This is a genomic window from Bradyrhizobium sp. SZCCHNR3119, from assembly GCF_032487775.1.
Taxonomy (GTDB): Bacteria; Pseudomonadota; Alphaproteobacteria; order Rhizobiales; family Xanthobacteraceae; genus Bradyrhizobium.
Map to the genome: position 1 here is coordinate 5,022,836 of NZ_JAUEUV010000001.1, position 26,662 is coordinate 5,049,497.

The 26,662-nt window shown below is 62.8% G+C and carries 22 protein-coding genes and 1 riboswitch; of the genes, 12 read left to right on the plus strand and 10 right to left on the minus strand.

Going from position 1 to position 26,662, the window contains the following annotated elements:
• Positions 1–113 precede the first annotated feature (113 nt).
• Positions 114–1,820: an IlvD/Edd family dehydratase gene (locus tag QX034_RS23130; protein WP_315706325.1), complete on the plus strand. Its 1,707-nt coding sequence runs from the start codon at positions 114–116 to the stop codon at positions 1,818–1,820.
• An 8-nt stretch (positions 1,821–1,828) separates the two neighbouring features.
• On the opposite strand, the gene QX034_RS23135 is transcribed toward QX034_RS23130, so the two are convergent.
• Positions 1,829–2,620 carry an enoyl-CoA hydratase/isomerase family protein gene (locus tag QX034_RS23135; protein WP_315706324.1) on the minus strand — a complete coding sequence of 264 codons (792 nt, stop codon included), beginning with the start codon at positions 2,618–2,620 and terminating at the stop codon, positions 1,829–1,831.
• 156 nt (positions 2,621–2,776) lie between these two features.
• On the opposite strand from QX034_RS23135, the gene QX034_RS23140 reads away from it, so the two are divergent.
• Positions 2,777–4,012: an NAD(P)/FAD-dependent oxidoreductase gene (locus QX034_RS23140; RefSeq protein WP_315741556.1), complete on the plus strand. Its 1,236-nt coding sequence runs from the start codon at positions 2,777–2,779 to the stop codon at positions 4,010–4,012.
• Here the strand turns inward: QX034_RS23140 and rbsK are convergent.
• Both rbsK and QX034_RS23150 read right to left on the minus strand, forming a co-directional pair.
• The gene (gene rbsK, locus QX034_RS23145) at positions 4,009–4,917 is read right to left on the minus strand and encodes a ribokinase (RefSeq protein WP_315706322.1); all 909 of its coding nucleotides are present in this window, start codon (positions 4,915–4,917) and stop codon (positions 4,009–4,011) included. The two genes, QX034_RS23140 and rbsK, sit on opposite strands and share 4 nt — an antisense overlap.
• A gap of 24 nt (positions 4,918–4,941) precedes the next feature.
• Entirely contained in the window at positions 4,942–5,835 is an 894-nt protein-coding gene (locus tag QX034_RS23150; protein ID WP_315706321.1) for a sugar kinase, read from the minus strand.
• Positions 5,836–6,041: 206 nt separating this feature from the next.
• Here QX034_RS23150 and QX034_RS23155 point away from each other — a divergent pair, with 206 nt between their 5' ends.
• Positions 6,042–7,301 carry a Glu/Leu/Phe/Val dehydrogenase gene (locus tag QX034_RS23155; RefSeq protein ID WP_315706320.1) on the plus strand — a complete coding sequence of 420 codons (1,260 nt, stop codon included), beginning with the start codon at positions 6,042–6,044 and terminating at the stop codon, positions 7,299–7,301.
• Positions 7,298–8,146: a VOC family protein gene (locus QX034_RS23160; protein ID WP_316195835.1), complete on the plus strand. Its 849-nt coding sequence runs from the start codon at positions 7,298–7,300 to the stop codon at positions 8,144–8,146. The genes QX034_RS23155 and QX034_RS23160 overlap by 4 nt, the downstream gene beginning before the upstream one ends.
• A 44-nt stretch (positions 8,147–8,190) precedes the next feature.
• Here the strand turns inward: QX034_RS23160 and rocD are convergent, their stop codons facing one another.
• On the minus strand, positions 8,191–9,405 hold the full coding sequence (gene rocD / locus QX034_RS23165; protein WP_316195836.1) for an ornithine--oxo-acid transaminase: 1,215 nt from the start codon (positions 9,403–9,405) through the stop codon (positions 8,191–8,193).
• A gap of 1,098 nt (positions 9,406–10,503) precedes the next feature.
• Between rocD and QX034_RS23170 the strand changes: the two genes are divergently transcribed.
• Together QX034_RS23170 and QX034_RS23175 are read left to right on the plus strand one after the other, a co-directional pair.
• On the plus strand, positions 10,504–11,019 hold the full coding sequence (locus QX034_RS23170) for a hypothetical protein (RefSeq protein ID WP_316195837.1): 516 nt from the start codon (positions 10,504–10,506) through the stop codon (positions 11,017–11,019).
• A gap of 498 nt (positions 11,020–11,517) precedes the next feature.
• A complete protein-coding gene (locus QX034_RS23175; protein ID WP_316195839.1) occupies positions 11,518–12,270 on the plus strand; it encodes a hypothetical protein in 753 nt (250 codons plus the stop codon).
• Positions 12,271–12,477: 207 nt separating this feature from the next.
• Here QX034_RS23175 and QX034_RS23180 read toward each other — a convergent pair whose 3' ends face one another.
• Complete coding sequence (locus QX034_RS23180) at positions 12,478–12,948, minus strand: GNAT family N-acetyltransferase (protein WP_316195841.1); 471 nt, start codon at positions 12,946–12,948, stop codon at positions 12,478–12,480.
• 46 nt (positions 12,949–12,994) lie between these two features.
• A riboswitch (SAM-I-IV-variant riboswitch) is annotated at positions 12,995–13,103 on the minus strand.
• Between the two features lie 268 nt (positions 13,104–13,371).
• Between QX034_RS23180 and QX034_RS23185 the strand changes: the two genes are divergently transcribed.
• Positions 13,372–14,382, plus strand: a complete 1,011-nt coding sequence (locus QX034_RS23185; protein ID WP_316195842.1) for a hypothetical protein — start codon at positions 13,372–13,374, stop codon at positions 14,380–14,382.
• On the opposite strand, the gene QX034_RS23190 is transcribed toward QX034_RS23185, so the two are convergent.
• The gene (locus QX034_RS23190; protein ID WP_315741549.1) at positions 14,296–14,964 is read right to left on the minus strand and encodes a uridylate kinase; all 669 of its coding nucleotides are present in this window, start codon (positions 14,962–14,964) and stop codon (positions 14,296–14,298) included. The genes QX034_RS23185 and QX034_RS23190 overlap by 87 nt on opposite strands.
• Before the next feature lie 279 nt (positions 14,965–15,243).
• Here QX034_RS23190 and QX034_RS23195 point away from each other — a divergent pair, with 279 nt between their 5' ends.
• Positions 15,244–15,744 carry a flagellar protein FlaR gene (locus tag QX034_RS23195; protein WP_316167946.1) on the plus strand — a complete coding sequence of 167 codons (501 nt, stop codon included), beginning with the start codon at positions 15,244–15,246 and terminating at the stop codon, positions 15,742–15,744.
• 179 nt (positions 15,745–15,923) lie between these two features.
• Here QX034_RS23195 and QX034_RS23200 read toward each other — a convergent pair whose 3' ends face one another.
• Entirely contained in the window at positions 15,924–16,907 is a 984-nt protein-coding gene (locus QX034_RS23200; protein WP_316195843.1) for a serine hydrolase, read from the minus strand.
• A gap of 593 nt (positions 16,908–17,500) precedes the next feature.
• Here QX034_RS23200 and QX034_RS23205 point away from each other — a divergent pair.
• A complete protein-coding gene (locus tag QX034_RS23205) occupies positions 17,501–17,626 on the plus strand; it encodes a hypothetical protein (protein WP_315706310.1) in 126 nt (41 codons plus the stop codon).
• Positions 17,627–17,809: 183 nt separating this feature from the next.
• Here the strand turns inward: QX034_RS23205 and QX034_RS23210 are convergent, their stop codons facing one another.
• Positions 17,810–19,048 (minus strand): cytochrome P450, encoded by a 1,239-nt coding sequence (locus QX034_RS23210; protein WP_316195844.1) that lies wholly within the window; start codon positions 19,046–19,048, stop codon positions 17,810–17,812.
• 287 nt (positions 19,049–19,335) lie between these two features.
• Between QX034_RS23210 and QX034_RS23215 the strand changes: the two genes are divergently transcribed.
• The 3 genes from QX034_RS23215 (at position 19,336) to QX034_RS23225 (ending at position 24,399) form a co-directional block, all read left to right on the plus strand.
• The gene (locus QX034_RS23215; protein WP_315806675.1) at positions 19,336–20,025 is read left to right on the plus strand and encodes a helix-turn-helix domain-containing protein; all 690 of its coding nucleotides are present in this window, start codon (positions 19,336–19,338) and stop codon (positions 20,023–20,025) included.
• A gap of 1 nt (position 20,026) precedes the next feature.
• Positions 20,027–21,214 (plus strand): efflux RND transporter periplasmic adaptor subunit, encoded by a 1,188-nt coding sequence (locus QX034_RS23220; RefSeq protein ID WP_315706307.1) that lies wholly within the window; start codon positions 20,027–20,029, stop codon positions 21,212–21,214.
• Between the two features lie 86 nt (positions 21,215–21,300).
• On the plus strand, positions 21,301–24,399 hold the full coding sequence (locus tag QX034_RS23225; RefSeq protein WP_315706306.1) for a MexW/MexI family multidrug efflux RND transporter permease subunit: 3,099 nt from the start codon (positions 21,301–21,303) through the stop codon (positions 24,397–24,399).
• Between the two features lie 236 nt (positions 24,400–24,635).
• Here QX034_RS23225 and QX034_RS23230 read toward each other — a convergent pair whose 3' ends face one another.
• Together QX034_RS23230 and QX034_RS23235 are read right to left on the minus strand one after the other, a co-directional pair.
• Entirely contained in the window at positions 24,636–25,523 is an 888-nt protein-coding gene (locus QX034_RS23230; protein ID WP_315706305.1) for an ABC transporter permease, read from the minus strand.
• Between the two features lie 2 nt (positions 25,524–25,525).
• Positions 25,526–26,467 (minus strand): ABC transporter permease, encoded by a 942-nt coding sequence (locus QX034_RS23235; protein ID WP_315706304.1) that lies wholly within the window; start codon positions 26,465–26,467, stop codon positions 25,526–25,528.
• Positions 26,468–26,662: the final 195 nt, after the last annotated feature.

The window sequence follows — 26,662 nt, forward strand, 5'->3', positions numbered from 1 at the left end:
CCCGGAATCTCGATATGGGAGCCACGAAAGACAAGCTCCAGATCCCGGTTTCATCCGGTGGCGCGGTTGCCCCCGGAATAACGGTTCAAACAGAAAACAAAAAGAGACCAAGCATGACCGACGGATTGCGGAAGGGATTGACCGCTTACGGCGACGCCGGATTTTCGCTGTTCCTGCGCAAGGCCTTCATCAAGGCGATGGGCTATTCGGACGATGCACTGGATCGCCCGATCGTGGGCATCACCAATACCTATAGCGACTACAATCCCTGCCACGGCAACGTGCCGCAGATCCTAGAGGCGGTGAAGCGCGGCGTGATGCTGTCCGGCGCAATGCCCTTCGTGTTCCCGACCATCTCCATCGCGGAAAGCTTTGCGCATCCGACCTCGATGTATCTGCGCAACCTGATGGCGATTGAAACCGAGGAGATGATCCGGGCCCAGCCGATGGATGCCGTGGTCGTGATCGGCGGCTGCGACAAGACACTGCCGGCGCAGATCATGGCGGCGGTTTCTGCCGATCTGCCGACTGTCGTCATTCCGGTCGGGCCGATGGTAGTCGGCCATCACAAGGGTGAGGTGCTGGGCGCCTGCACCGATTGTCGCAGGCTGTGGGCAAAATATCGTGCCGGCGAGATCGACGATCAGGAGATCGAGGCGGTCAATGGCCGGCTCGCGCCATCGGTCGGCACCTGTATGGTGATGGGGACGGCTTCCACCATGGCCTGCATCACCGAGGCGCTGGGTCTCTCCCTGCCGATGAGCGCGACCATCCCGGCACCGCACGCCGAGCGCTTCCGCTCGGCCGAAGCGAGCGGGCGCGTTGCAGCCGAGATGGCCAAGGCGAAGGGACCGCGGCCGACCGAGCTGTTGACCCCGGCGGCGTTCAAGAATGCGCAGGTGGTATTGCAGGCCATTGGCGGCTCGACCAACGGCCTCATTCACCTGACGGCGATTGCCGGCCGCACGCCACACACGATCGACCTCGACGCTTTCGACAGGCTCGGCCGCGAGGTGCCGGTGCTGGTCGATCTCAAGCCGTCGGGCGAGCATTACATGGAGCATTTCCATCATGCGGGCGGGGTGCCGAAACTGCTCAAGCAACTCGGGAATCTCATCGACCTCGATGCGAAGACCGTCACCGGCGAGACGCTGCGCGAGGTCGTCGCCAAGGCTGAGGACGTGCCAGGGCAGGATGTGATCAGGCCGCGGCAGGATCCGATCAAGCGCGAGGGCGGTCTGGCGGTGCTACGCGGCAATCTTGCGCCGCGCGGTGCCGTGATCAAGCATTCCGCGGCCAGCGAGAGGCTGCTGCAGCATACCGGACGCGCCGTCGTGTTCGAGTCGATCGAGGACATGACGCTGCGGATCGATGATCCCGGCCTCGACGTTTCGGCGGACGACGTCCTGGTGCTGCGCAATGCCGGGCCGAAAGGCGCGCCGGGCATGCCGGAGGCCGGCTATCTGCCGATCCCGAAGAAGCTGGCGCGCGGCGGCACCAAGGACATGGTGCGGATTTCGGACGCGCGCATGAGCGGGACAGCTTTCGGCACCATCGTGCTGCACATCACGCCCGAGTCCGCTGTCGGCGGGCCGTTGGCGCTGGTTCGGACGGGAGACAGGATCCGGCTCGATGTCGAACAGCGCAGCATCGATCTGCAGGTCGACGACGCCGAGCTTGCAACGCGCCGTGCCGCGTTGACGGCGGCGTCAACGCCGGATTGGGCCTCGCGCGGCTATGCGCATCTGTTCCACGAGACCATCCTGCAGGCCGACGAGGGCTGCGATTTCGACTTCATGCGGCGAACGGGGAAAGCGTGAGATCGGGCTCACTTCCCTTTGCTGGTAAAGCGCTTCACCGCAGCCTTGAATTCGTCCGTGTGCATGCAGGCGATGATCGCGTCGCGCTCGGCGTCAAGCTGCTGTTCGACAGTGCTCGTCGCTGCGCGACGGATCAGGGCCTTGGTCGCGGCCAGCCCCGCCGACATGTTCTGCGCCAGCCGCTGCGCAATCTCCCGCGTCGCGGCCATCAGTTCGAGGCCCGGCACCACCTTGGTGACGAGGCCCCATTCGTAAGCCTGCTGGGCCGTAAAGCTGTCTTCGGCGAGGAAGATCTGCAGCGCGCGGCGGATACCGACACTCGCCACCACGCCGACGGTGCCGCCGCCATCGGGCGAGACGCCGAGCTTGGCATAGGCCGGCGTGAAGCGCGCCTCTTCGGCCGCGATGCAGAGATCGGCGGCAAAGGCGAGCGACAGGCCGGCGCCCGCCGCCGAGCCGTGCACGCTGGCGAGCACGATCTTGGGCATCCGCCTGAGGCAGGCGATGAAGGCGTGATAATGGTGCAACAGCTCGCCGACGACGGGCGTGATGGTATCTGCCTCCGCTGCGGCGCCAATGGTCTGCAGGTCGCCGCCGGCGCAGAAAGCCCGGCCTTCGCCTCGCAGCACCAGCACCCGAATGTCCTTGTCCGCCTCGATCTGGAGAGCCAGGTGTTCCAAACTTTGCGCAATGGCCAGATTGATGGCGTTGAACGCGGCGGGCCGGTTGAGCGTGATGGTGGCGATCGGCCCATCGATCGACAGGAGCGCGGGCTCCTCGGATTGTGCAGGCTCCGGCATCGGATTCCTCCCCAGGTATCTATCGTTGGCGGCGATTTAAATCGCAGAGCCGGGGCGGTGACAATCCCAGAGAAGTTTGCGACAACCCGGCTCTGGCTGAGGCTGGTCGAAGGGCCGATCACAGGCCTTCATGTGAGGCTGTAGCGAGTAGGTGCGATGGGGCAGGGCGCGGTGGCAAAAGGGCCGGTGGTGATCGTGGGCGCGGGACATGCAGGCTTTCAGCTTGCAACGTCGCTGCGGCAGGCGGGCTTCGCCGATCCGATTCACCTGATCAACGACGAGGCGCATCTGCCATACCAGCGGCCGCCGCTCTCCAAGGCCTATCTGAAAGGCACAGGCGGGCCGGAGACACTGATGTTCCGGCCGTTGAAGTTCTATGCCGACCAGAACATCGACCTGGTCTATGACCGCGCGGTGACTGTCCAGCGTGACGCCCGCAAGGTGCTGCTCGCCTCCGGCGCCACGCTCGACTACGGCCACCTTGTGTTTGCCACCGGCGCGCGCAACCGGTTGCTTGATCTTCCGAACGCCAATCTCTCCGACGTGCGCTACCTGCGCATCCTCGACGACAGCGAGGCGTTGCGGAGCCTGCTTGCCAACGCCAAGCGGGTGGTCGTGATCGGAGCGGGCTTCATCGGACTGGAATTCGCAGCCACCGCGCGCATCAAGGGCCTCGATGTCGATGTGCTCGAACTCGGTGCCCGCGTGATGGCGCGGGCGGTGACGGCCGAGATCTCCGATTATTTCCAGAAGCAGCATGCCGATGCCGGCGTGCGCATCCATCTCGGCGTGCAGGCCACCAGCATCGAGGCCGACGGAGCCAGGGTGACGGGCGTGAGTTTGAGCGATGGCCGGCATATCCCGGCCGATCTCGTGGTGGTCGGGGTCGGCGTGCTGCCAAATGTCGAACTTGCCGCCGAGGCCGGGCTGCCGGTCGCATCCGGAATCGTCGTCGACGAATATCTGCTGACGTCTGATCCGCACATCTCCGCGATCGGCGATTGCGCGCTGTTTGTCAGCCCGCGCTTCGGCGGCACGTTGCGGCTGGAATCGGTGCAGAACGCCACCGATCATGCACGCTGCGTGGCGGCGCGGCTGACAGGCGATGTCAAGCCTTATGACGGGCAGCCCTGGTTCTGGAGCGACCAGGGCAACGACAAGCTGCAGATCGCAGGGCTCACCACGGGCTATGATCAGGTGGTGCTGCGCGGCGATCCCGCACAGAAGGCGTTTTCGGCCTTCTGCTACAAGGAGGGCAGGCTGGTCGGCATCGAATCGGTGAACCGCGCCGGTGACCACATGTTCGGCCGCAAGCTGCTTGCGGCGGGGGGCACGATCGATCCCGATCACGCGGCCGACCTGAATTTCGACCTCAAGAGCGCGCTCGGCTAGAGCAGCTTTTCCACCTCCTCCGCGGTCGGCATCGACGGCCCGGCGCCCATCCGCTGCACGCAGATCGACGCGGCGAGATTGGCGTAGCCTATCGCATCGACGATCGCCGCACCCTGGGACAGCCTGGCCGCGAGCGCGCCGACGAAGCAGTCGCCGGCGCCGGTGGTGTCGACGGCCGTGACGGGACGGCCCTCGATCCAGAACGTCTCCTCGCCGGTGATCGCGACGGCGCCACGAGCTCCCAGGGTGACGCAGACCGTCTGGTCCGGACGGGCCTTCAGCGATTGCGTGGCCTGAACGATACGCTCCTCCTCGGCATCCTCGCCGAGGTTCATGCCGGCAAGCAGGCTGAGTTCGGTCTCGTTCAGCACGAGGATGTCGACCAGTTCGAGCAGGTCGGCACTCAGGGGCCGGGCAGGCGCCGGATTGAGGATCGTCGTGGCTCCGGCCGCACGCGCGCGCTGGAAAAACGCGACGATCGTTGCGCGGGGAATCTCGAACTGGCTCACCGCGATGTCGCCTGTCGCCAGCGCAACGGCAGTTACATCGTCGATACCGACCTCGGCATTGGCCCCGGGAACGACGACGATGGTGTTCTCGGTATTGGCGAGCGTGATGATCGCCGTGCCGCTCTGCGCCGTTTCGCTGTCCTTTACGCCGGTGAGATCGATCCCTTGCGCCTCGAGAAAGCTGCGCAACTGCACACCGAACGCATCCCGGCCCAGACGGCCGATCAATGTGGTTGGTGCACCGAGCTTGGCAGCCGCCACCGCCTGATTGGCGCCCTTGCCGCCGGGGAAATACGTCACCGTGTGGCCGGCCACCGTCTCGCCGATGCGCGGGTGACGCTCGGCTGTCGCCACCACATCCATGTTGATGCTGCCGGCGACAACCACGCGGCCCATGCCAATACTCCCCCTTGCGTCCGGCTAGACGCGGACTTCGAATTCCTGCCTCACAGCGTCGATATCGGCCAGCGCGGGCAGCCCGGCTTCGTTGCCGAGGCGCTGGATCTTGAACGTCGAGGCCGCGCGCGCGAACTCGAAATGCTCCTGCCAGCTTTTGGCGGGATTGGCGAGATAGGAATAGATGTAGGCGCCATGGAACACGTCGCCGGCGCCGTTGGTGTCGATCACGCGCTCGCGCGGAATCGGATAGGCCGGCAACGATTGCACCGCGCTGGTCTCGTCATACCAGAGCAGGCCCCTCTCACCCATCGTGATGCCACCGACCCGGCAACCTCGGCTCTTGAGATAATCCAGCATCTTCTCCGGCGTCAGGTCCATCTGCTCGCACAACCGCTCGGCGACGATGGCGACGTCGATGAATTCCAGTAGCTCATGGGTGTTGGTCCGCAGGCCGCCGCCGTCGAGCGAGGTCAGGATGCCGGCCTCGCGGCACAGCTTGGCATAATGGATGGCAGCGTCCGGCTGATGGCCGTCGACATGCAGGGCGCGGCAATTGCCGAGATTGAGCAGCGGAAAAGGATGGATATGGGCGTCGTCCCGGCAGCGGACGATCGCCCGCTTGCCGTCCTTGGGCATGATGAAGGACAGCGACGAGGAGTTGACCTTCCGCGGATGCATCGAGATGCCGTATTTCGCGCACATGTCCTGGAACATGCGCCCCAGCCAGTCATTCGCCAGCGTGGCGATCAGGTCCGGCACGATCCCCAGCTTGGCGCAGCAAAATGCTGCCGTCACCGCATTGCCGCCGAACGAGACCGCGTAATCCGAAGCGACGTGTTTCTCGTCCCCGGTCGGCAGATGGTCGGTAATGAACGTGACGTCGATGTAGGTCTGTCCGATAAAGAGGGCCTGCATAAGATCTTCCGTCATCCGCTAAAGGGGGTGTTCCGGCACCGCCTTACCAGATTAGCAATCGGAGGAGACGGATCAACGCTGAAATTGTTGGCAGATTCGTCACGATTGCGCTTCGGATGGGCCGAGATACAACGGAGGCCCCCTGCCGGAGCGGAGGCATGCGCGCTATCCTGCAACGGGCGCAGATTCGAAACCAGGAGCGATCGATGACGGTCTATGCGGGTCCGGTGTTCGACATGGCAGCCAAGCAATTCAACGTGATCGCTGATCATCTCGATATCCCAGGCGACGAGCGCGACCGTCTGCTCCTGCCCAAGCGCGCCATCACGGTGTCTTGTCCGATCCACCGGGACGACGGCACCATCGCCGTGTTCGAAGGCTATCGGGTTCAGCACCTCCTGACGATGGGACCGACCAAGGGCGGCACGCGATTCGCGCCTACTGTCGATATCGGAGAGGTGGCGGCGCTCGCGATCTGGATGAGCTGGAAGTGCGCCCTGGTCGGGCTGCCTTACGGCGGCGCCAAGGGTGGGGTGAATGTCGACCTGAGCCAGCTGTCGAAGCGCGAGCTGGAGTCGCTCTCCCGCCGCTACATGCAGGAGATGATCCCGTTCGTCGGTCCGCACACCGACGTGATGGCGCCGGACATGGGTACCAACGAGCAGGTCATGGCCTGGTTCATGGACACTTATTCCATGTACCAGGGCCAGACCGTGATGGAGATCGTCACCGGAAAGCCGGTGTTTTCCGGAGGGACTTTGGGCCGCCGCGAGGCGACCGGGCGCGGGGTGGCCCATCTCGCCCGGCGCGTGATGGATGTCCTCTCGATCGAGCCGACCAAGGCCACCGCGGTCGTGCAGGGGTTCGGCAATGTCGGCTCCTATGCGGCGCTTGGGCTGCATCTGATGGGCATGAAGGTGATCGCGGTCAGCGACCATACCGGTGCGCTGCACGATCACCGCGGCCTCGACATCCCCGCGCTCATGGATCATGCGGTCAAGCACGGCAGCATCGCCGGTTTCGCGACCGAGCTTGCGTTCGATCCGGCCAAGATTCTGACGCTTGCTTGCGATGTGTTGGTTCCGGCCGCGGTCGAGCGCGTGATCGATGCGCGGGTTGCGGAAAATCTCAAATGCCGCGTGCTGGCGGAAGCGGCCAATGGCCCGACCACGCCCGATGCCGACCTGGTGCTCGAGCAGCGGCGCAAGGAGATTTTCCTGATCCCAGACATTCTCTGCAACTCCGGCGGCGTCGTGGTCAGCTATTTCGAATGGGTGCAGGATCTGCAGCAATTGTTCTGGGAGGAAGAGGAGGTGATGCGGCGGGAGTATCAGATCCTGGACCGCGCCTTCGAGCACATGCTTGCGCGCGTGCGCGCCGACAACGTCGCGCACCGGACCGCAGCGATGGCGATCGGCGTGGAAAAGGTCCGCGCAGCCAAGAACTCGCGAGGGCTGTTTCCGTGATCACGGGTCTCGACCATATCGTCGTTCTCATCGAGGACATCCAGGCGGCCACGACCGCGTACGAGACCTTGCTCGGCCGAAAGCCCTCATGGCAAAATGCCGACGATGGTGCCGAACGCGTGCTGTTCACGCTCGACAATATGACGCTCGAACTGATGGCGCCGTTGGGCAATAGCGTCGCCGCCGACCGCATCCGCAACGTCATCAAGATCTGGGGCGAGGGCCTCGCCAGCATCTGCTTTGCCACCAACGACGTCGCGAAAATGCATCGGAGACTGGAGCGGGTCGCGCTGAAGCCGGACCCGATTGTCGAGGTCAGCAACACCGACGCGCTGTCCGGCGCGAGCCTGCATTGGAAGCGCACCCGCGCCGCCACCGAGCTGACCCGCGGGGTCCGCATGTTCTTCCTCGAGCTTGCGGCCGAGCGGCCGCGTTCGGTCGCGACGGCGGATTCGCCGGTCCTCGGACTGGACCATGTGGTGATATCGACCGAGGATCCCGAACGCTCCGCCGCGCTCTATGGCGCGCGGCTCAGCCTCGACATGGCGCTCGACCGCACCCACCAGGAGTGGGGACAGCTGATGTTCTTCCGCTGCGGCGACCTGATCGTCGAGGTCGTGAAGCGTCCGGTGGCCGGCGGAGACGCGGCGCATGACAAATTGTGGGGCTTGAGCTGGCGCGTGGCCGATATCGATGCCGCGCGCGAGCGTCTGCTGGCGGCTGGCGTCCAGGTCTCGGAGCCGCGGGCGGGGCGCAAGCCGGGCACGCGCGTCATGAGCCTCTACAGCGGCACCTGCGGCATTCATACGCTGGTCCTGGAATGGACCGCCAAGACAGAGGTCTGACCGGGGCTTTCCGCAGCAGCAAGGGCCGAAGACGAAGACCGCCGTCACGCGACCTCCTGCATCAACGTCGCGCCGATCTGCTCCAGCGCCCACTCGACCTGATCCCTTGTGATGACGAGCGGCGGGGCGAAGCGGATGGTGTGCTCGTGGGTGTCCTTGGCAAGGATGCCGCGCGCCTGCAGCGCCTCGCAAATGCGGCGAGCAGGGCCGGCCTCCTTGTGCAGCTCGACCGCCAGCATCAATCCGCGTCCGCGCACCGCGCGGATGGTGTTGGCGCGGATGCTCCTCAACCCTTCGAGAAAGTGCGCGCCCTGCAAGGCGGCATTCTCGATCATGCCTTCCTCGACCAGCACCCGCAGCGCTGCGCGGGCCACCGCGCAGGCCAGCGGATTGCCGCCGAAGGTCGAGCCGTGCTGGCCGGGCTTCAAGGTGCCGAGCACGGCGTGGTTGGAAAGCACCGCCGAGACCGGATAGAAGCCGCCGGACAGGGCCTTGCCGAGCAAGGTGACGTCGGCCTCGATGCCGTCATGCTGTTCCGCCAGCAGCCGGCCGGTGCGGCCGAGCCCGGTCTGGATCTCGTCGAGGATCAGCATCACATTGTTGACGGTGCAGAGTTGTCGCACCTCGGCGAAATAGCCTGATGGCGGAATGATCACGCCGGCCTCGCCCTGGATCGGCTCGGCCAGGAAGGCGACGGTGTTCGGCCCGATCGCGGCTTCCAGCGCCCTGGCATCGCCGAACGGGATGATCCTGAATCCCGGCGCGAACGGGCCGAAATGATCGCGCGCCACAGGATCGGTGGAGAAGCCGATGATGCCGAGCGTGCGGCCGTGGAAATTGTCGGCACAGACGATGATCTCGGCCAACCCATCCGGCACGCCCTTGACCTCGTAGCCCCATTTGCGCACCGCCTTGATCGCGCTCTCCACCGCCTCGGCGCCGCTGTTCATCGGCAGCACCTTGTGGGCGCCGGTCAGGCTTGCGATCTCCTCATAGAACGGCGCGAGCTGGTCGTTGTGAAAGGCGCGCGACGTCAAGGTCAGCCGTCCCGCCTGTTCGATCATGGCGGCCAGGATCTTCGGGTGGCAGTGCCCCTGGTTGACGGCCGAATAGGCCGAGAGGCAATCGAGATAACGGTTGCCGTCGGTGTCCCATACGAACACCCCTTCGCCGCGCGAGAGCACGACGCCGAGCGGCTTGTAGTTCTGCGCGCCGAGCCGCGCCTCCGTCGCGATGAATGGATTGACCGGTGCAGACATGTTCGTCACCGCTGCTGTTGTTGGCTGCAGGCCGGGGGCGGGGAACGTCACGCCGCGCAGAGCCTGATGTCGTGAGCTTGCGGACATCGCTGCCGCAAAACCGAGCCTCGTCGTCGACCACTATAGGCCTGCGATGGTGTTCGGTCGATGATCGCGATGTTGCCGGGGGGCATTTCTGTCCGGTGCCCAGAGTTATCAAGCTGCCGCCGAGAATGCTGTGCGCTCCCTCTCCCGCTTGCGGGGGAGGGCTGGGGTGGGGGCGCCTGATCGGCAGTCTTTGTGATGTTACCCCGACCTCGAGAGCGCGCATCAGTGGACAGGTCCGGCCATGGCGGACAAGTCGTCGCTCGCGCGCCTCGCAATGACGGTGGTGAGACATAAGTTCACCTTCTCGCGGCGCTGTCGCGTCCGAGCTATGCTGCAAAACCTGCCCTCTTCAAGCAGAGGGCACGGGGAATGCCGGGCGCTGGCCGCACCCATGGCCCGCCTGCAGCAAAAAATGCAGGCGGCAGGTACCACAGGTTCAGCCGAGACATCCCGGCATTCCCCGCGCAATGGTTTTAACGGCTGCTTCGCGTTCTCCCCGGTGCGCCGGGCTTTTTGGCCACCGTGCCGCGACAACGCGCTGAAACGCGTTGCGCGGGTGATACCAGCGTCGGGGTATCAGGACCACGCGACTTGACCGTGCGCATCAACGTCGTTCGTCGGCGCGGATCAACCACGCTGCAACATCGACACGCCCACCGCATCCCGCCGCAACGTCCGTGACGATCGCGAAACGCCCCTCGTATCGAGACGGGATAACGACAGTCAATCACGATTTCTGATAAAACGAAAGAGGAATATTTCTCCGAAGCGGGCTGGATAGCGGGATGCGCTTGAAGCGGCTCGCGAAATGAGTTTTTCGGCGCGGGCTGTACGGACAGCGCAAGCAGGCCGGAGACTAGCAGGCGGCGCAGATGGACTGTATTGCGCCGTCCACCGAGTTGTCCGACAACGCACCTCTCATCAGAGTCCGGGAATGCCCGTTAAGGGCGATTATCGGACTCCAGATGCAAGCCTGCTTCGGGTATGCTTCACGCCGTCGGCGGGGGTCCAATGTCAAAACTGATAGAGTATCTCAGCGCGATCGCGCCCTTTTGGCAGTTCTGGGTGGCCGTGGCGTTCTTCGTCGAGCGCGCGCTAGATCGATATCTACCGACGCTTATCAGCGCGAAGCTCAACGAGATCATGCCGGCGGGCAGCCGACGTCTGCTATTTGTTTGGATTGCGGCGATCGCATTCTGCTACGCAAATTTCAGAGCATGGGACGTTGAGCGAGCAGCAAAAGAAGTCGCCCTCGCGTCCCAGGCAAAACTCAATCCGTTCAAGATCTACCAGGATGGTTTCGAAGTCGGTGACGTCGGAGAGCCAAAGATCGACGCCGGGAATCAAACGCTCGTTTTCCCGACGCTAGCCACCATCAGGCTCGATCCCAACAGAGAGATCGAATATTCGAACTGGAAGATTTTGTGCGCGCTCGACGAGAAGAACTTGAATAGCATATCTGGAACGCCAGCGGGCCCTACCAGGGTCTATGCAGGTATCTTGTGCAGGATCGAGGGCCACAGATAATCAGAGAAAATCTCCGCCGGGCGCTACCTCTCGCTTGCATTTGCCTAGGCGCCGGCGGATGCCGCGCATTGTGGCCCTGACACCCTCGAAATAGGTCGGCGGCCCGTGGCCGGCCGCCTTGTGCTCGGCTGCGATCGCAGACTTGCGCCGTTCGATGGTCGAGGCCTTCAGGCCGACGTCGGTGCGCCAAGCACCGGGCGACCATGGCTGGAAGAGCCGGGAGCGGATTTAGCGAAACTCTTCCACACCAGGCCGAAAAGTCAGCTCAGTCCGAGGCATAGGCCCGGCGCGTATTGGACGACTTTTCTCCAGCGCCAGCCCGAGCAAGAGCCGCTCGACGGTGACGAAACTGTCGCAGGCCTTTCCGCCTCGAGATGGGCGCGAACCGAGGCCATCGGATCGACGAGTCTCGGTGGATGACATGGGACCTTGCTGAATCTACCTTACTTTACGACTTTGGCTTGAGCCTTCGGGCCGAGATTCTCTCTGGAGTCAGCAATGCCGAAAATTCGTTTTGCCGGCCGCATTCTACCTGAAGCGATCAACCTTTCGGTTCAAGATCATCCAACGATTTCGTGGAAATCGGGGCTCTCAGGTACCGAGGGCCGCTTCGAGATCTCGATCGTAGCCAACGCAATCACTGTCGATTGCGAACTACACCGATTCGAATCCCAGCACTTTACCGAAGTCTATGCGCGCGCGTCGGATCTAGTCAGCGCCACGATCAATTTTCACGCCTTCTGCACGGGAGTTGGCTTTCAGGCGATTCTAGAGAAGGTGAGCATCGATGGTGGGGCAGAGCAGCCGGTTATTCCTCAAGATCAAGCGCTAGCGAGCCTCGTATCAGTTGTCCCAACAGAGCAGGAAGTCGCCCAGCTGCACCACATCGTTTTGACGGATCATGCACTTGCTCAAGCTTTGAGGGATCTGGCCGACGGACTTAGAACTTTCCATACCGGTCCAGTCGTTGCTCAGCGCGCAGTCGAAACGATCAGAAACTATTTCGTTCCGCCTGGGGCCGACTACAGCGCTGGCTGGCAACCAATGCGGGACGCGCTGAATCTCAGCCGTGATTACCTGCAGGTGATCACGGATCTGTCGATCGGTCCGCGGCATGGCGACAGGAGCCACATCCCGACTCCGCAATTGCGCGTCGGCGTAGAGCGTGCCTGGGTCGTCATGAACAGATTTCTGGCCTATCGACTCTTGGGGTCAACGAAGCTTCCGGAACGAGATTTCCCTCCGCTCTGAAAAACCCGGCCTCGATAATGTCGAACGTTGACGTCCGGTAAGGGCTGAAAGCGGAAGTTTGCGGAGCGCTAGCGGCGCCGCCGGCAGGATTACGGCTCGGGCGGATCGTGATCCGCCGTTCCGAGTCGCCTAGATGGCGGGTTACGCCTTCGGCTCCAACCCGCCCTACGCCATGCTATTCCTTGTCGGCACATCGCCCTCGACGAATCATTTCGTTAGCCATTTCTCGAAGTACAAATTGATCGGGTTGGAAACGTAAGGGCCATACGCCGGGCACGGAACGAACCCCTTCGCCCGATAGAGCCTCTGGGCATCGGGAAGAAATTCCGTGGTTTCCAGCCGCAGAACCGACAGCTTGGCGGTCAAGGCCGCTTCCACAACCCGCGTCAGGAGCCTGCTGCCTATGCCAGTCGTCCGAACCTCGGTGACGACATACATGCGCTTCACCTCCCCGGTGCCATCCGCAAACACCTGCAGCCCTGCACAGCCGACGGCTTGTCCGGCAATCCGCGCGATGAACATTTGCGTGTCGTCGTGCGCCAGCCGCTCAATTGGAGAGCCGTGATTCCTGTCCACCCCGCTGACCTTGTTCAAGAAATCGTCCAGCGCGGTGACGAGGTTGATCAGGTCCGGGGACCTTGCATCGGCCAGCTCAATTTCGACTCGATCGACAGTCATTCTCGTCCCTCTTCTTCGAAGAGAGGAGCGCATGACGCCGTGGTGGCTTGTCCCGTTTAGTTGCCGGACCGGCCACATCTTCTTCCGAAGGAAGAAAGCCACCTTGCTCGGGAGCAGGTTGGCGCTGGGCGTCGGCCCAACTCTTGATGTTGGAGTTGACGATAGCGGGCACTATCGAGCTTGGCAAGCACGCCGCCAGTTTGAGAAACAACGAGTGGCCGCTCCTGGCCCGAAACGTAAGTCCCGGAACGGAGGGGGTATTTCCGAAGCTGGGGGTAGACCGGCTGTGCCATCCGCCTGCCGGCCACGGCCGCCTTTGGCTTGAAGCGGAAGTGTGTCGCGCATGAGTGCTCGACAAGAAATAGCAGTGCATCATATTCTTGCTAAGATGCCAGTCAGGAAGCTTTGGTTATTTGGTGAATCGTGAAACTATTCCGGAGCCACGCCAAGACGTTTGTTGTCGCCGCCTGGGTCCTGCTTGTGGTGGCGATCCCGGTCTGCTTTGTTGTCGGCGCGGCGGCGGGCTTCGACAAGTTCTACTTCCCTGCGCATCCGCACGCGACACTGGATGCGTATGATCTCAACGCATCGAAACTAATCATGGCCGCTGCCGGCCTTGCCGCGGTGCTGTCTTCGGTTGCCTTCACCTTGGGGTTTCGCGCCACCGCGTCCTTGCTGGTCATTCTGATCTGGACCGCGACCATTGCCGGCAACCAGATTGCCCGTGCCCGCGTCGAACCGGGACCTGATTATTACGAGCGGCATATCGGCTCGGAGGTGTTCCTGGTACCCTGGAAATATGCGGATGCCGGCCCCGGCCGTCCTCCCCGCGACCCTCCCGGCGAGATCGGCTTCACCGTCGATCTCTGCCTGTCCAATCTCGGGGGGCGCACCGACATCGATTGTAGTTGGATTCAACAGGTCCGGATTCTTCCAGGTGATAAGGACGTTGCCGATCCGACCCTGGGTTCATGGCGCAAATACCGGTCGGAGATGACTCCCGGTCCCGATCACGACGGGTATCGATCGTTTGATCTGAGCTATCAGCTGCAGCCCGGCGCGCCTACGCGGATCCAGCATTATTTCGTGCGCCTGAATGCGATGGGAGAGCCGACACGGCTCGTGGCATGCCGACTGGACAACGGCAGGTTCTGCACCCACCAGCACGCTGGTCGGCGATTATTGGTTTGGCTACGAAGCAGATTTAGCTCAGGGCGACGAGACGTCGGACGCCAAGCTCGCTGCCTTAGTCGAATCCTGGCGACGCAAGTGAGTCGTTCATGGTGGTCAGACAGACGTCCGCTTCTGGCACACTACGGCCCAGCGCGCGGCCGATCGTACTTGAGGTCAGACGGGGCGGTTGATGCGCACCGTCGCAGTCTCGAATTCTCTATTGTCCAGCACAATGTTGGCATTTTGGATGGGTTGACTTAGCCGCTCATAAATCTCGAACGCCGGCGCGTACCGATCCCGGTACAGAGCCTCCGCCGCTTCACGGCCACCGAGTTGGTTGGCGTCGCGCAACGTCCCCCTTTCGCCAGCTGTCTTTACATCGACGTCAACAAATATGACGACTTCCCAAGCATCTCGCAGTTCTGATCGCTGCAAGAATGTCCCATCGACGATCAAGATGTCGCGTTGATTCGCCCTGTGGGTGGGCGCAACGATAGGCTCGTCCTTATCGAGGTCGAAGGAAGCGGTGCTATAGATTAGGCTTCCTCCGGGACCCAGCGGCTCGAGGAGTAACCGCCGCACGGCATCGAGGTCCCGGGCGTCAAAATAGTAACCTTCGGCCGAATGGCGACCACGCGCGTAACGTTCGCGCTTCGGTCGATGAAAGCCATCGATAGAGGTGCGAATGGTCGCTCGGCCGATACGGTCGAGTTCATGAGCCATTTCGTTGGCGACAGTTGTCTTACCCGATGCAGTTCGGCCGTCGATGGCTACCCGTACCGGATGTGGCCTGTCGACCGCAGCGGCAAACTCCGCGATGGTGATCAAGGCTGCGCGTCTCATGTGTCCCCCCCCTCCAAGATTGCAGGAAGAATTCAGAATGTCTTTTGGGACCACGATTCACAAATAGTATCCGGCTCTGCGACCGGGGCAGAAGGCCGGCCCGCACGCAGCGCCAATGGCAGCAATTGGCCCGAAACGTAAGTCCCGGAACCGCGGGTGTTATTCCGAAGTTGGGGTACACCGGCTGCGCCATCCGTCTGCCGGCCGCGGCGGCCCTTGACCCAAAGGCGCTTCCCATGCGGCCAATCGCTATGTTAACAACACACGATGACGCGCGTAATGGTGATCGGCAACGCTGGCGGCGGCAAATCCACGATGTGCAAGGCATTATGTCGTGCGCACTCGTTGCCTTACTTCGCCATCGATAATATTTTGTGGCGTCCGAACTGGGTGCGGGTTCCTGACGAAGAACTACGCGAGAGCCACGATGCCCTGCTGTCGCAGGAGCGCTGGTTGCTTGATGGATACGGGCCTTGGTTCTCTGTCCTCGACCGGATTGCCGCATGCGATACTGTTGTTTTCGTTGACCATCCGTTTTGGATTCATCTCTGGTGGGCGACCAAGCGCCAGGTGAAGTCGGTGTTCTTTGGGCGACCTGATGGCCCTCCGGGTTGTCCGATGCTGCCGGTCACGTTCCGCCTCTACAAGATGATGTGGGGGCTTCACCGTGAGATGAGGCCCCGGCTCATAGAGGCGATCTACGCAAAATCTGATCGGCTGCGGATCATCCACATCAGATCACCAAAAGAGCTGGTAGCATTCGCAGCCAATCCGACGTAACCGCCGAGTCCCGCGAGGCGGCGATCTCGTTTGCTCGCGTGAGACCTTCGCGATCGGCCCGAAACGCAAGTCCCGGAACGGAGGGGTTATTTCCGAAGCTGGGGGGACACTGGCTGCGCCATCAGCCGACCGGCCACCGCCGCCCTTGACCCGAAGCAAACGCTGAGGCCGTCCCAGCATCAATGAGCGAAAATCACGACTTGCCGGACAAGGTCGAGGAAGTCCGCCGTATGAATCCCCTTCTGGTATTGATCTAATTCAACCACCTGAACGACCACCAGGCGCTTCTCCGGCAATATGGCGATCTGTTGCCCTCCATAGCCCGAGGCAAGGATTGCATCTCTCCCCCATGCACCTGCATCCAGAACCCACCATAGATAGCCATATTTGCGATCTCTTCTATCTGTTTCCGAGTACGCTTTCGTCGAGTCAATAACCCACTGGGACGGAATGACAGGCGCTCCGTTCCATTCACCCTTTTTGAGGAATAGCAAGCCAAAGCGCGCAAGATCGCGCGCGCTCATGCTGAACACGTAGGCGGGGTAAAGAGAGGAACGATCCCCCACGAACATCCCATCATGGGCAGTGAAATCCTGCATCCCGATCGGGTGGGCGATGGCCTTTTCGAAGCTCTCAAAGGCGTTTGAGCCTGTCGCCTTCGCGTAGATTGCGCCAAGCGCATTGAAATCCCAGTTGTTGTAGTACCAGAACGTACCTGGCGGATGAGCGCCACGCGGAGGGCGTGTCGACTTCTGCTCCCCGGTCTCGTAAGCTGCTGGATGATAGACTCCGGAACGAGCCATGAGCAGCTCACGAACAGTCGCCTGCTTCTCCTCTCGCGTCAGCGATGGTGCACTATCGTCCACGCCCAGTTGCTCAAGCGTGTTCTCAATATTTATCTGGTTCCGTGAGACGGCGATTCCGAAAAGAGCACTTAGCAGGCTCTTGCGGACGGAGCGAACATTCACTTTCCGCGTGATGTCGCCCGACGTCGCAACAACGAGGTCGCCTTGCACAACCATGATCGATGTCGGCCTGTATTTCCGAGCGTAGTTTCGGACCGCGTTGTGAATGGGCGCCGCGTCGCCGGACTCGACGATTTTCCAGTCGATTCCTGGCTCGGCACTTGCCGGCTCCGAGCAGAGCAGCATGACTGCGAACAATGCCGAGCATCGCATGAGATTACCTGGAGATCTGGACGATTGGCGAAAGGACCGGCGCGATAGGAAATTGTTTAAGGTGTGACATACAGAATTATGTCGACGGCAGAATCAAGGTAGTCTGACCGGCACCATTACGATAATTGCGAGCTTCAGTTGTGCTCGCCCCACGTTCTTCGGCCTTTGACCCCAAGCGACTGTTCCGGTAGGACACTCTGACGGCCCACCGCTGCGCGAAAGGCAGACTTTGGCGGAGCCATCGAACCTGTGCAGTTAAACTGCGCTAACCGACCCAGGGAGATAGAATGCGGAGGTTTCTCGCGTTTTCCGTTATGTCTTTTTTCTTAGTTGCGCCGTCGGTCGCGTGGTCAGCCTGCACCCCGAAAACATTGGCAGGACAGTATATCTTTCTAGGAAGGGGGTTCATTGAGCCTCTTGCGCCAACCGCTCAGCGCGTACACTCGGGAGTATATGTATTTGATGGCGTCGCGGATGTGCTTGGAAAGGAGACGTCCAGCCGTCGCGGTATCGTTACCCGAGAACAGAAACTCACAGGCACTTACACTCTGAACCCGGACTGTACGGGATCGATGACTATGATCTCACTGGTCGATCCGAAGCTCCGGACGCACTACGATATTTTTGTGACGGACGACGGCAGAAAAGCGAACATGATCCGCACCGATCCGGGATCAATGGCCGTGCGTACTATTGAGCGCTAACGTCGGCTTCTGGCCCGAAACGTAAGTCCCCGAACGGAGGGGTTATTTCCGAAGCTGGGGGTACACCGGCTGCGCTATCTGCCGACCGCACAGCCGCCCTTGACCCGTAGCCCACGACCGTAAGGTGTTAACCTCTCGCAGTGGGCGCGGCACGCCGCTTGTGCTTAAGATCACGCCCACAATCTAGCCTTCCACCGCACAGGGCACGCTCAGAAATCCTCGAAACCGTACCCGTCCGCCCCGCACTGGTTCTCCATTCAGCGCATAGTTCGGAAACCGCTTCAGGAAGCGCGAGATTGCGATGGCGCCTTCCAGCCGCGCCAGCGCCATGCCGGCGCATTGGTGCGCGCCGGTGCCGAAAGCGAGGTGCTTGTTCGAGATGCGTGTCACATCGAAGCGTTCCGGGTCTTCGAACTGCGCGGGATCGCGGTTGGCGGCGCCGATGCATAGGGTGACGAAGGTGCCGGGCTCCAGCGTGATGCCGCCGAGCTCGACCCGCTCGGTCGTCATCCGGTTGCCGAGCTGGTTCGAGCTTTCATAGCGGAGGATTTCCTCCACCGCTGTGCGGATCAGCTCCGGCGCCTGCAGCAGCCGGCGCTTCTCGGCCGGGTGCTGCAACAGCGCGACCAGTCCGTTGCCGATCAGGTTGGTGGTGGTCTCATGGCCGGCATTGAGCAGGAAGATGCAGTTGTGCAGCAATTCCTTCTCGCTGAGCCGCTCGCCATTGCCTTCGCCATGTGTCTCGCCTTGGATCAGCCGGGTCAGCACGTCGCGCTCGGGGTTGCCGGGCCGGGCGCGGCGGCGCGCGACGAGATCTTCGAGATAGATCAGGAAATCCTTCACGGCCTCGTTGCCGCGCGAAAACTGCTCCGGCGACAGCACCGGCTCCAGGGCGCCGAGGATGGCGAGCGACCAGTCGCGCAGCGGCCCCCGTTCCTCATGGGGAACGTCGAGCAGATTGCCGATCACCTCGACGGGGATCGCGGAGGCGAAATCGCCGATCAGCTCGAACTTGCCTTTGGCTTCGATCGCATCGAGCAGGCGGTCGACCAGCGCGATCAGCGCCGGCTCCATCTCGGCGATCGCGCGCGGCGACAGCGCGCCCATGATCAGCCGACGCACGCGCGTATGCGCCGGCGGGTCGTTGAACACGAGGCTGGTCGTATGGTGCTCGTAGAGCAGGGACGGGCCGTATTTCGGCGCGAATTCCCGCTTCTTGTCGGAGGAGAACGCCTTGGTGTTCTTGTAGGCGGTGACGAGATCGTCATAACGCGTGAGAAAATAGCTGCCGTTGCGCAGGCGTTTCACCGGCTCGTGGTCGCGCAAGGCGCGGTAGGTCGGGTAGGGGTCGGCGTAGAAACCCGGCGTCAGGTCTTGCAGGTCGAAATTGGCTGCGAGCTCGCGCGCATCGGCGGCGTTCATGGTTGCGACGATCCTCCCGGCGGTTCTTTCTGATCGGCTGCGTTCGGCCGGCCCGGCGCGCATCATGCACGATGCCAGGCGAAAGAAAGACACCGGGCGAAAGAAAAACCCACGTGCTGGGCGCGCGGTTGTAAAATACCGATGGAGCCTATGGGGCTTTACAATCTTGTGTTGCGAGCGGAGGCACGCATTTCCAATGGCTTAGCGGGACGTGGCTGCCGCGTTGCGGTATATTTCTTGACAACGGTAAAGTGAGTATTTACTCACACCCGATGTCGACGTTGCGAATGACTAGCGATTTGCGGCGGCAGCTGATCCTTGGCGCGGCCAAGCGCTGCTTTGCCCGCTACGGTTACGCAGGCACCACGACCAAGAGCGTGGCGGCCGCGGCGGCGATCTCCGAGGCGCTGCTGTTCAAACATTTCCCGTCCAAAGCCGCACTTTACGCGGAAATCCTGGCCGAGGAGTGCGAGGCGGATCCGGATCTCGAGTTCCTGCTCGGTCAGGCGCCGTCGACGGCGACCTTGGTGAGGTTCACGGTCGCGATGGTCGAGCATTTCCTCGGGATCGCCAACCGGCCGAACGAGGAAGAAGAGCAAAGGCTGCGGCTGATGGTCACAAGCCACCTCGATGACGGCGAGTTCGCGCGCTTGCTATATGCCAAGGTCAGTGGTCTGATCGGCGGGAAGTTCGTTGCGTCGCTGGAGAGTGCCATTGCTGCCGGCGACGCCGTGCGGATGGATGCCGCGCCGCTCGATCTGTTCTGGTTCGCGCATCACACGGGCATGACCGCAGCGTTGACCCGGCTTCCAGCGACGCCCTGTCTCAATTATGAAACCGGGGCCGACAGGCTGGTGCGCCAGCTTTCCGAATTCATCCTGCGTGGTATCGGGCTTACCGATGCCGCGATTGCGTCCTATCTCGACCGCGAATTGGCACAGCCCTCCGTTCCACCGGTCACTGCAGAGAGTGCATGACATGAACATCGCGACCGAACCCAAATTGTCCGGTAAGCCGATCGACGACAAGCCCCGCAAGCGGACCCGATCCGTGCTGTGGTTCATCATCGTCGGCTCCTTGCTGGCGTTGCTGGTCGGCGGACTGGTCTGGTTCAACATGTTCCGCGCCAAGATGATCGCGCAGTTCCTGAGTGCGCCGAGGCCGCCGATCAGCATCAGCGCTGCGACCGCCAAGTCTGAGACCGTGCCTAATCTCCTGACCGCCGTCGGCGAGCTGGCGGCCGTGCATCAGGTGAACGTCACCACCGATGTCAGCGGACGCATCACCGACATCATGTTCACGCCCGGCTCGCATGTGAAGCAGGGGACCCCGCTGGTGCAACTGTACGATGCGCCGGACCAGGGCGACCTCGCCAATTACAAGGCGCAGGCCACCGTCGCGCAGCTCTCGCTCGATCGCGCCAAGCAGCTGGCCTCGCGCCAGTTCGGACCGCAGGCCACGGTCGATCAGGCGCAGGCGACGTTCGATCAGGCGCAGGCGATGATCGCCAAGACGGAAGCCTTGATCGCGCAGAAGCTGGTGCGGGCCCCGTTCGACGGCGAACTCGGCGTCCGCAAGGTCGAGGTCGGGCAATATCTCAGCGCCGGCACGCAGATCGTCTCGCTGACCGACCTGTCGCAGCTCTGGGCCAACTTCACCGTCACCGAAAAGGACAGTGGACAGCTCAAGGCGGGCCAGACCGTGCGCCTGGTGGTCGATGCCTATCCGGGCAGGACCTTCGAGGGCAAGATCACGACGATCGAGCCGCAGATCGCGACCGACACCCGCAACATCCGTGTGCAGGCCACGATCGCCAATCCCGAACATATCCTCAAGCCGGGCATGTTCGTGACCGCCACGGTCGTGCTGCCGGATAAGCCGCCGGTGGTCACCGTTCCGGAGACGGCCGTGGACTATACGCTCTACGGCGACTCCGTCTTCCTCATCAGCGAGAAGAAGACTGAGGACGGCAAGACCGTGCTGACCGCCACCCGCACCTATGTGCAGACGGGCGATCGTATCGAGGGCCGTGCCGTGATCCTGAAGGGCCTCAAGGACGGCGATCAGGTCGCCGCGGTCGGCCAGAACAAGCTGCAGTCCGGTGCTGCGGTCACGATCTCGACCGATCCTCTGCCGCCGATCCCGGCGACCCCGCCGCGCTATTGAGCGTGACCTGAACGCCAGGGCAGGACGCCGGCATCCGGCGGCCATCACGACCTGAACCGCTCCTTTGAGCTAACGAGATTGCCGAGATGAGTCTCACCGATATCTTCATCAAGCGTCCGGTCCTGTCGGTCGTGGTCAGCCTGCTGATCCTGCTGATCGGGCTGAGGGCGGCGACGGTGCTGCCGATCCGGCAATATCCGAAGCTCTCGAACACGGTGGTCAATGTCACCACCGTCTATCCCGGCGCGTCCGCCGACCTGATCCAGGGCTTCATCACGACGCCGATCGAGCAGGCGGTCGCCTCCGCCGAGGGCGTCGACTACATCACGTCGAGCTCGGTGCAGGGCACCTCGACGATCCAGGTCTACGTCAAGCTGAACTTCGATCCGAACCAGGCGCTGACCGAGGTGCTGGCCAAGGTCAATTCGGTCAAATACCTGATCCCGAAGGAATCGAACGATCCGGTCGTCACCAAGACCACCGGCCAGACCACGGCCGTGATGTATATCGGCTTTTCCAGCGACGAGCTGTCGGGATCGGCGATCTCGGACTACCTCACCCGCGTGGTCCAGCCCGTGCTCTCGACCGTGGATGGCGTCGCCTCCGCCGACATCCTCGGCGGCCAGACCTTCGCGATGCGCCTATGGCTCGACCCGGTCAGGATGGCCGGTCGCAACGTGTCGCCGGCCGACGTTGCCGCCGCGATTGCCGCCAACAACTTCCAGTCGGCGGCGGGCCAGTCCAAGGGCTATCTCACCGTCTCCAATATCAACACCAATACCGGCCTGACCGACGTCAACCAGTTCAAGAAGATGATCGTGAAATCCGCGAACGGTGGCTTCGTGCGGATGGGAGACATCGCGACCGTCGAACTGGCGGCGCAAAGCACCGATGCGAGTGTCGCCTTCAGCGGCGAGCGCGCCATCTTCATCGGCGTGCAGGCGACGCCGCAAGGTAATCCCCTCAACATCGTCCGCGGCGTGCGGGCGCTGTTCCCGGACATCGAGCGCAACCTGCCGCCCTCGATGAAGATGAAGGTGGCCTACGACTCCACCAAGTTCATCCAGTCCTCGATCGACGAGGTCGAGCATACGCTCGGCGAGGCGGTTCTCATCGTCATCGTCGTGATCTTCCTGTTCCTGGCCTCGCTGCGCTCCGTCATCATTCCGGTCGTCACCATCCCGCTGTCGCTGGTCGGCGTCTGCAGCCTGATGCTGGCGCTCGGCTTCAGCATCAACCTGTTGACCCTGCTGGCGATGGTGCTCGCGATCGGCCTCGTGGTGGACGACGCCATCGTGGTGGTCGAAAACATCCACCGCCATCTGGAGGAGGGGAAGACGCCGGTGCAGGCCGCGCTGCAGGGCGCGCGCGAGATCGTCGGCCCCGTGATCTCGATGACGATCACGCTCGCCGCCGTGTACGCGCCGATCGGCTTCCTCGGCGGCCTGACGGGATCGCTGTTCCGCGAATTCGCGTTCACGCTGGCGGGCTCCGTCATCGTGTCCGGCATCATCGCGCTGACGCTGTCGCCGATGATGTGCTCGATGCTCCTGAAGAGCGCCGAGGAGGGCAGGTTCTCGCGGCTCGTCAACCGCGTGTTCGGCGCCATCACGCGCTGGTACGGCCGCAAGCTCGACCGTTCGCTGGACTATCGTCCGGTCACCGCGCTGTTCGCTGTCACGATGCTCGGTCTCGTCGGCTACCTCTATATGCACACCTCCAGGGAGCTGGCGCCCGAAGAGGATCAGGGCATCGTGTTCTCGATCACCAAGGCGCCCAAATACGCCAATATCGACTACATCAATTTCTACGGCGACAAGCTCAACAAGGCGTTCCAACAATTCCCGGAGACCGACCTGACGTTCGTGCTGAACGGCATCAACGGCCCGCAGGGCGGCATCGCCGGCATGCTGCTGAAGCCGTGGGACGAGCGCAAGCGCTCGGCGATGCAGCTGAAATCGCTGGTGCAGGCGCAGCTGTCGAAGATCGAGGGCGTCAATGCCTTCGCCTTCAACCTGCCGGCGCTGCCGGGCGGCCCGGGCGGCCTGCCGGTGCAGATGGTGATCAACTCGACGGCCGGCTTCCAGCCGATCTATGAGCAGATGACGAAGCTGAAGGAGGCGGCGAACAAGAGCGGTCTGTTCATCGTCAGCGACAGCGACCTCGAGTTCAACCAGCCGTTGGTGCGGGTCTGGATCGACCGCAGCAAGGCAAGCGATCTCGGCATCACCATGCAGGCGCTCGGCAACACGCTCGCCGTGCTGCTCGGCGGCAACTACATCAACCGCTTCAATCTCGAAGGCCGTTCTTATCAGGTCATTCCTCAGGTGCCGCGCGACAAGCGGCTGTCGCCGGAGGCGCTCGGCAGCTACTACGTCGCGACCTCGACCGGCCAGCAGGTGCCGCTTTCGACCGTCGTCAAGATCGAGACCGCGACCGATCCGAATGCGCTGACCCATTACAACCAGCTCAATTCGGCGACGTTCTCGGCGGTGCCGATGCCCGGCGTCACCATGGGCCAGGCGGTCGACTTCCTGGAGGGCCTGGCGAAGAAGCTGCCCGCCGGCTTCAGCCACGATTACCTTGCGGACTCCCGCCAATACGTCCAGGAAGGCAACCAGCTTGCGATCACCTTCGCGTTCGCCCTCGTGATCATCTTCCTGGTGCTGGCGGCGCAGTTCGAGAGTCTGCGCGACCCGCTCGTGATCATGATCTCGGTGCCGATGGCGATCGTCGGCGCCATGATCCCGCTGTTCTTCGGCATGGCGACGATGAACATCTATTCGCAGGTCGGACTGTTGACGCTGGTCGGGCTGATCACCAAGCACGGCATTCTGATGGTGGAGTTCGCCAACGAACTGCAGCTCAATGAGGGCCTGGATCGCCGCTCCGCGATCGAGATGTCGGCTCGGATCCGGCTGCGCCCGATCCTGATGACCACGGCGGCGATGGTCACCGGCCTGATCCCGTTGTTGACGGCATCCGGCGCTGGCGCGGCGAGCCGCTTCTCGATCGGCCTCGTGGTGGTCGCCGGCATGTCGATCGGCACGCTGTTCACTCTGTTCGTGCTGCCGGCCGTCTATACGGTGCTGGCGACCAATCACCAGGCCAAGGCCAACTCGCAGCGTGCCAAGGAGATCGCGGAGTTCGACGCCGAACCTTCGCATGCGCTGAAGGCGACCTGAGCGGTCGGCGATAAAGGTTCACATCGACGGTGGCTGCCGATGGCAGCCGCCGTTTTCGTTTGGTGTGATCGCGATGGCTTCCCGAGTTCCGAATCTCACTTCGCGGCCATCCTTCGAGACGCATCGCTCCGCGATGCTCTTCAGGACGAGGTCGTGTTCGTGAAGAGATCCTTGCCCTTACAGTGAGGAGCGGGCACCGCGTCTCGAACCACGATGCCTCTGCTTCGCAGCGCCCGTCACCGCTCCCTTGGATCCAGCGCGTCGCGCAGGCCGTCGCCGACCAGGTTGAGCGAGAGCACGACCAGGAAGATTGCAAGCCCCGGCCAGACCGCCATCCACGGCGCGTTGGTGAGGAAACGCTGCGCGGCGTTGAGCATGCTGCCCCAGGACGGGTAGGGCGGCTGCTGGCCGAGGCCGAGGAAAGAGAGCGCGGCTTCGGCGATGATGGCGGCAGCAACCGACAGCGTCGCCTGCACCAGCAGCGGCGGCAGGATGTTGGGCAGTATGTGCACAAGCGCAATCCGCAGATCGGAGTCGCCGACGCTGCGCGCTGCCTCGATATACTCTTCGACCTTGACGTTCATCACCTGGCCGCGGGTCAGGCGAACGAAGATCGGCGTGGTGGAGATGCCGATCGCGATCATCGCATTGGCGAGGCTCGGGCCTAAGAAGGCGGCGAGCGCGATCGCCAGGATCAGGAACGGGCAGGCCAGCATCGCATCCGTGATCCGGCTGATCAGCGCGTCGAGCGCGCCGCCGATGTAACCCGAGAGCAGCCCCAGCGGGACGCCGATCGCGAGCGCGATGCTGACCGACACTGCGCCGGCGGAAAGCGAGGCGCGGGCGCCATAGATGACGCGCGCCAGCACGTCGCGGCCGAGATCGTCGGTGCCGAACCAGTGTTGTGCCGCCGGCGCCTTGCGGACCAGCGCCCAGCTGGTCTTGACGGGATCGTAGGGCGCGATCAGCGGGGCAAACACCGCAAGCAGGATAAACAGCGTGATGGTGATCAGGCCGACGATCGCGCCCTTGCGTTCGAGCAGCCGCCGGAGGGCGCGGCGCGCCGGGCTCTCCAGCCCGTCCTGGCTTCCCGCGGCGCCGGTGGTGATTGCGACGTCCGCCATTGTCAGCCCCTCAACCGCGGATTGACCAGGACATAGGCGAGGTCGGCCAAGAGGTTCAGCATGATGTAGACGGTCGCCGTGACCAGGACCACTCCTTGCACCACGGCATAATCGCGGTTGAACACCGCATCCACGATCAGCTTGCCGAAGCCCGGGATGGAGAAGATCTGCTCCGTGAGCACCGCGCCCGACAGCAGCGTGCCGAGCTCGAGCGCGCCCAGCGTGATCACCGGCGTCAGCGCGTTGCGCAGCGCGTGGTTCAGGATCACGCTGCTTTCGGAGATGCCCTTCGCGCGCGCGGTGCGGACATAATCGCTTTCCAGCACCTGCAGCATCGCGCTTCGGGTGTGGCGCATCAGGATGGCCGCGATCGCATTGCCCAGCACGAAGGCCGGCATGATGGTGGAGGCAAGACTCGCGCGCCAATTCTCGGTCAGCGGCACATAGCCGGACGCGGGCAGCCAGCCGAGCTTGATGGAGAACAGGAAGATCAGCATGATGCCGAGCCAGAAATTCGGTGTCGAGATGCCCCACAACGCAAACAGGTTGGCGCCATAATCCCACGCTGTGCCCTGCTTGACGGCCGAGACGATGCCGGCGGGAATTCCGATCAGGAAGGCGATCACGATCGCCATCGAGGCGAGCTGCAGCGTGACCGGCAGCTTCTGTGCGATCAGCTCGCGCACCGGCACTTTCACCCGTAGCGATTCGCCGAGGTTGCCCGTGAGCACACCCTTCACCCAATAGGCGTATTGCACCGGGATCGGCTGATCGAGCCGGTACTGCTTGCGGATCTGTTCGATGACGGCCGGATCGCGCTCCTCGCCGGCCATCACCAGCGCCGGATCGCCCGGCAGCAATTGTTGCAGCGAGAAGATCAGGATCGAGACGAAGAACAGCGTCGGCACGATCTGCAGGAGGCGGCGGAAGAGGAAGGTCAGCATGGCCGGTGCCTCGCGTGCCGCAGGCTCGAACTATGCTTGTTTTCAGGTCTAGGCCCCACCGTTCCCTCCCCCCTTGTGGGGGAGGGACAGGGAGGGGGGTAACCCAAGTGGAAGTCTCGCTTGTGGCATCCCCCACCCCAACCCTCCCCCACAAGGGGGGAGGGAGCCCTAGCAGGGTGACCGACGCCAGAATGC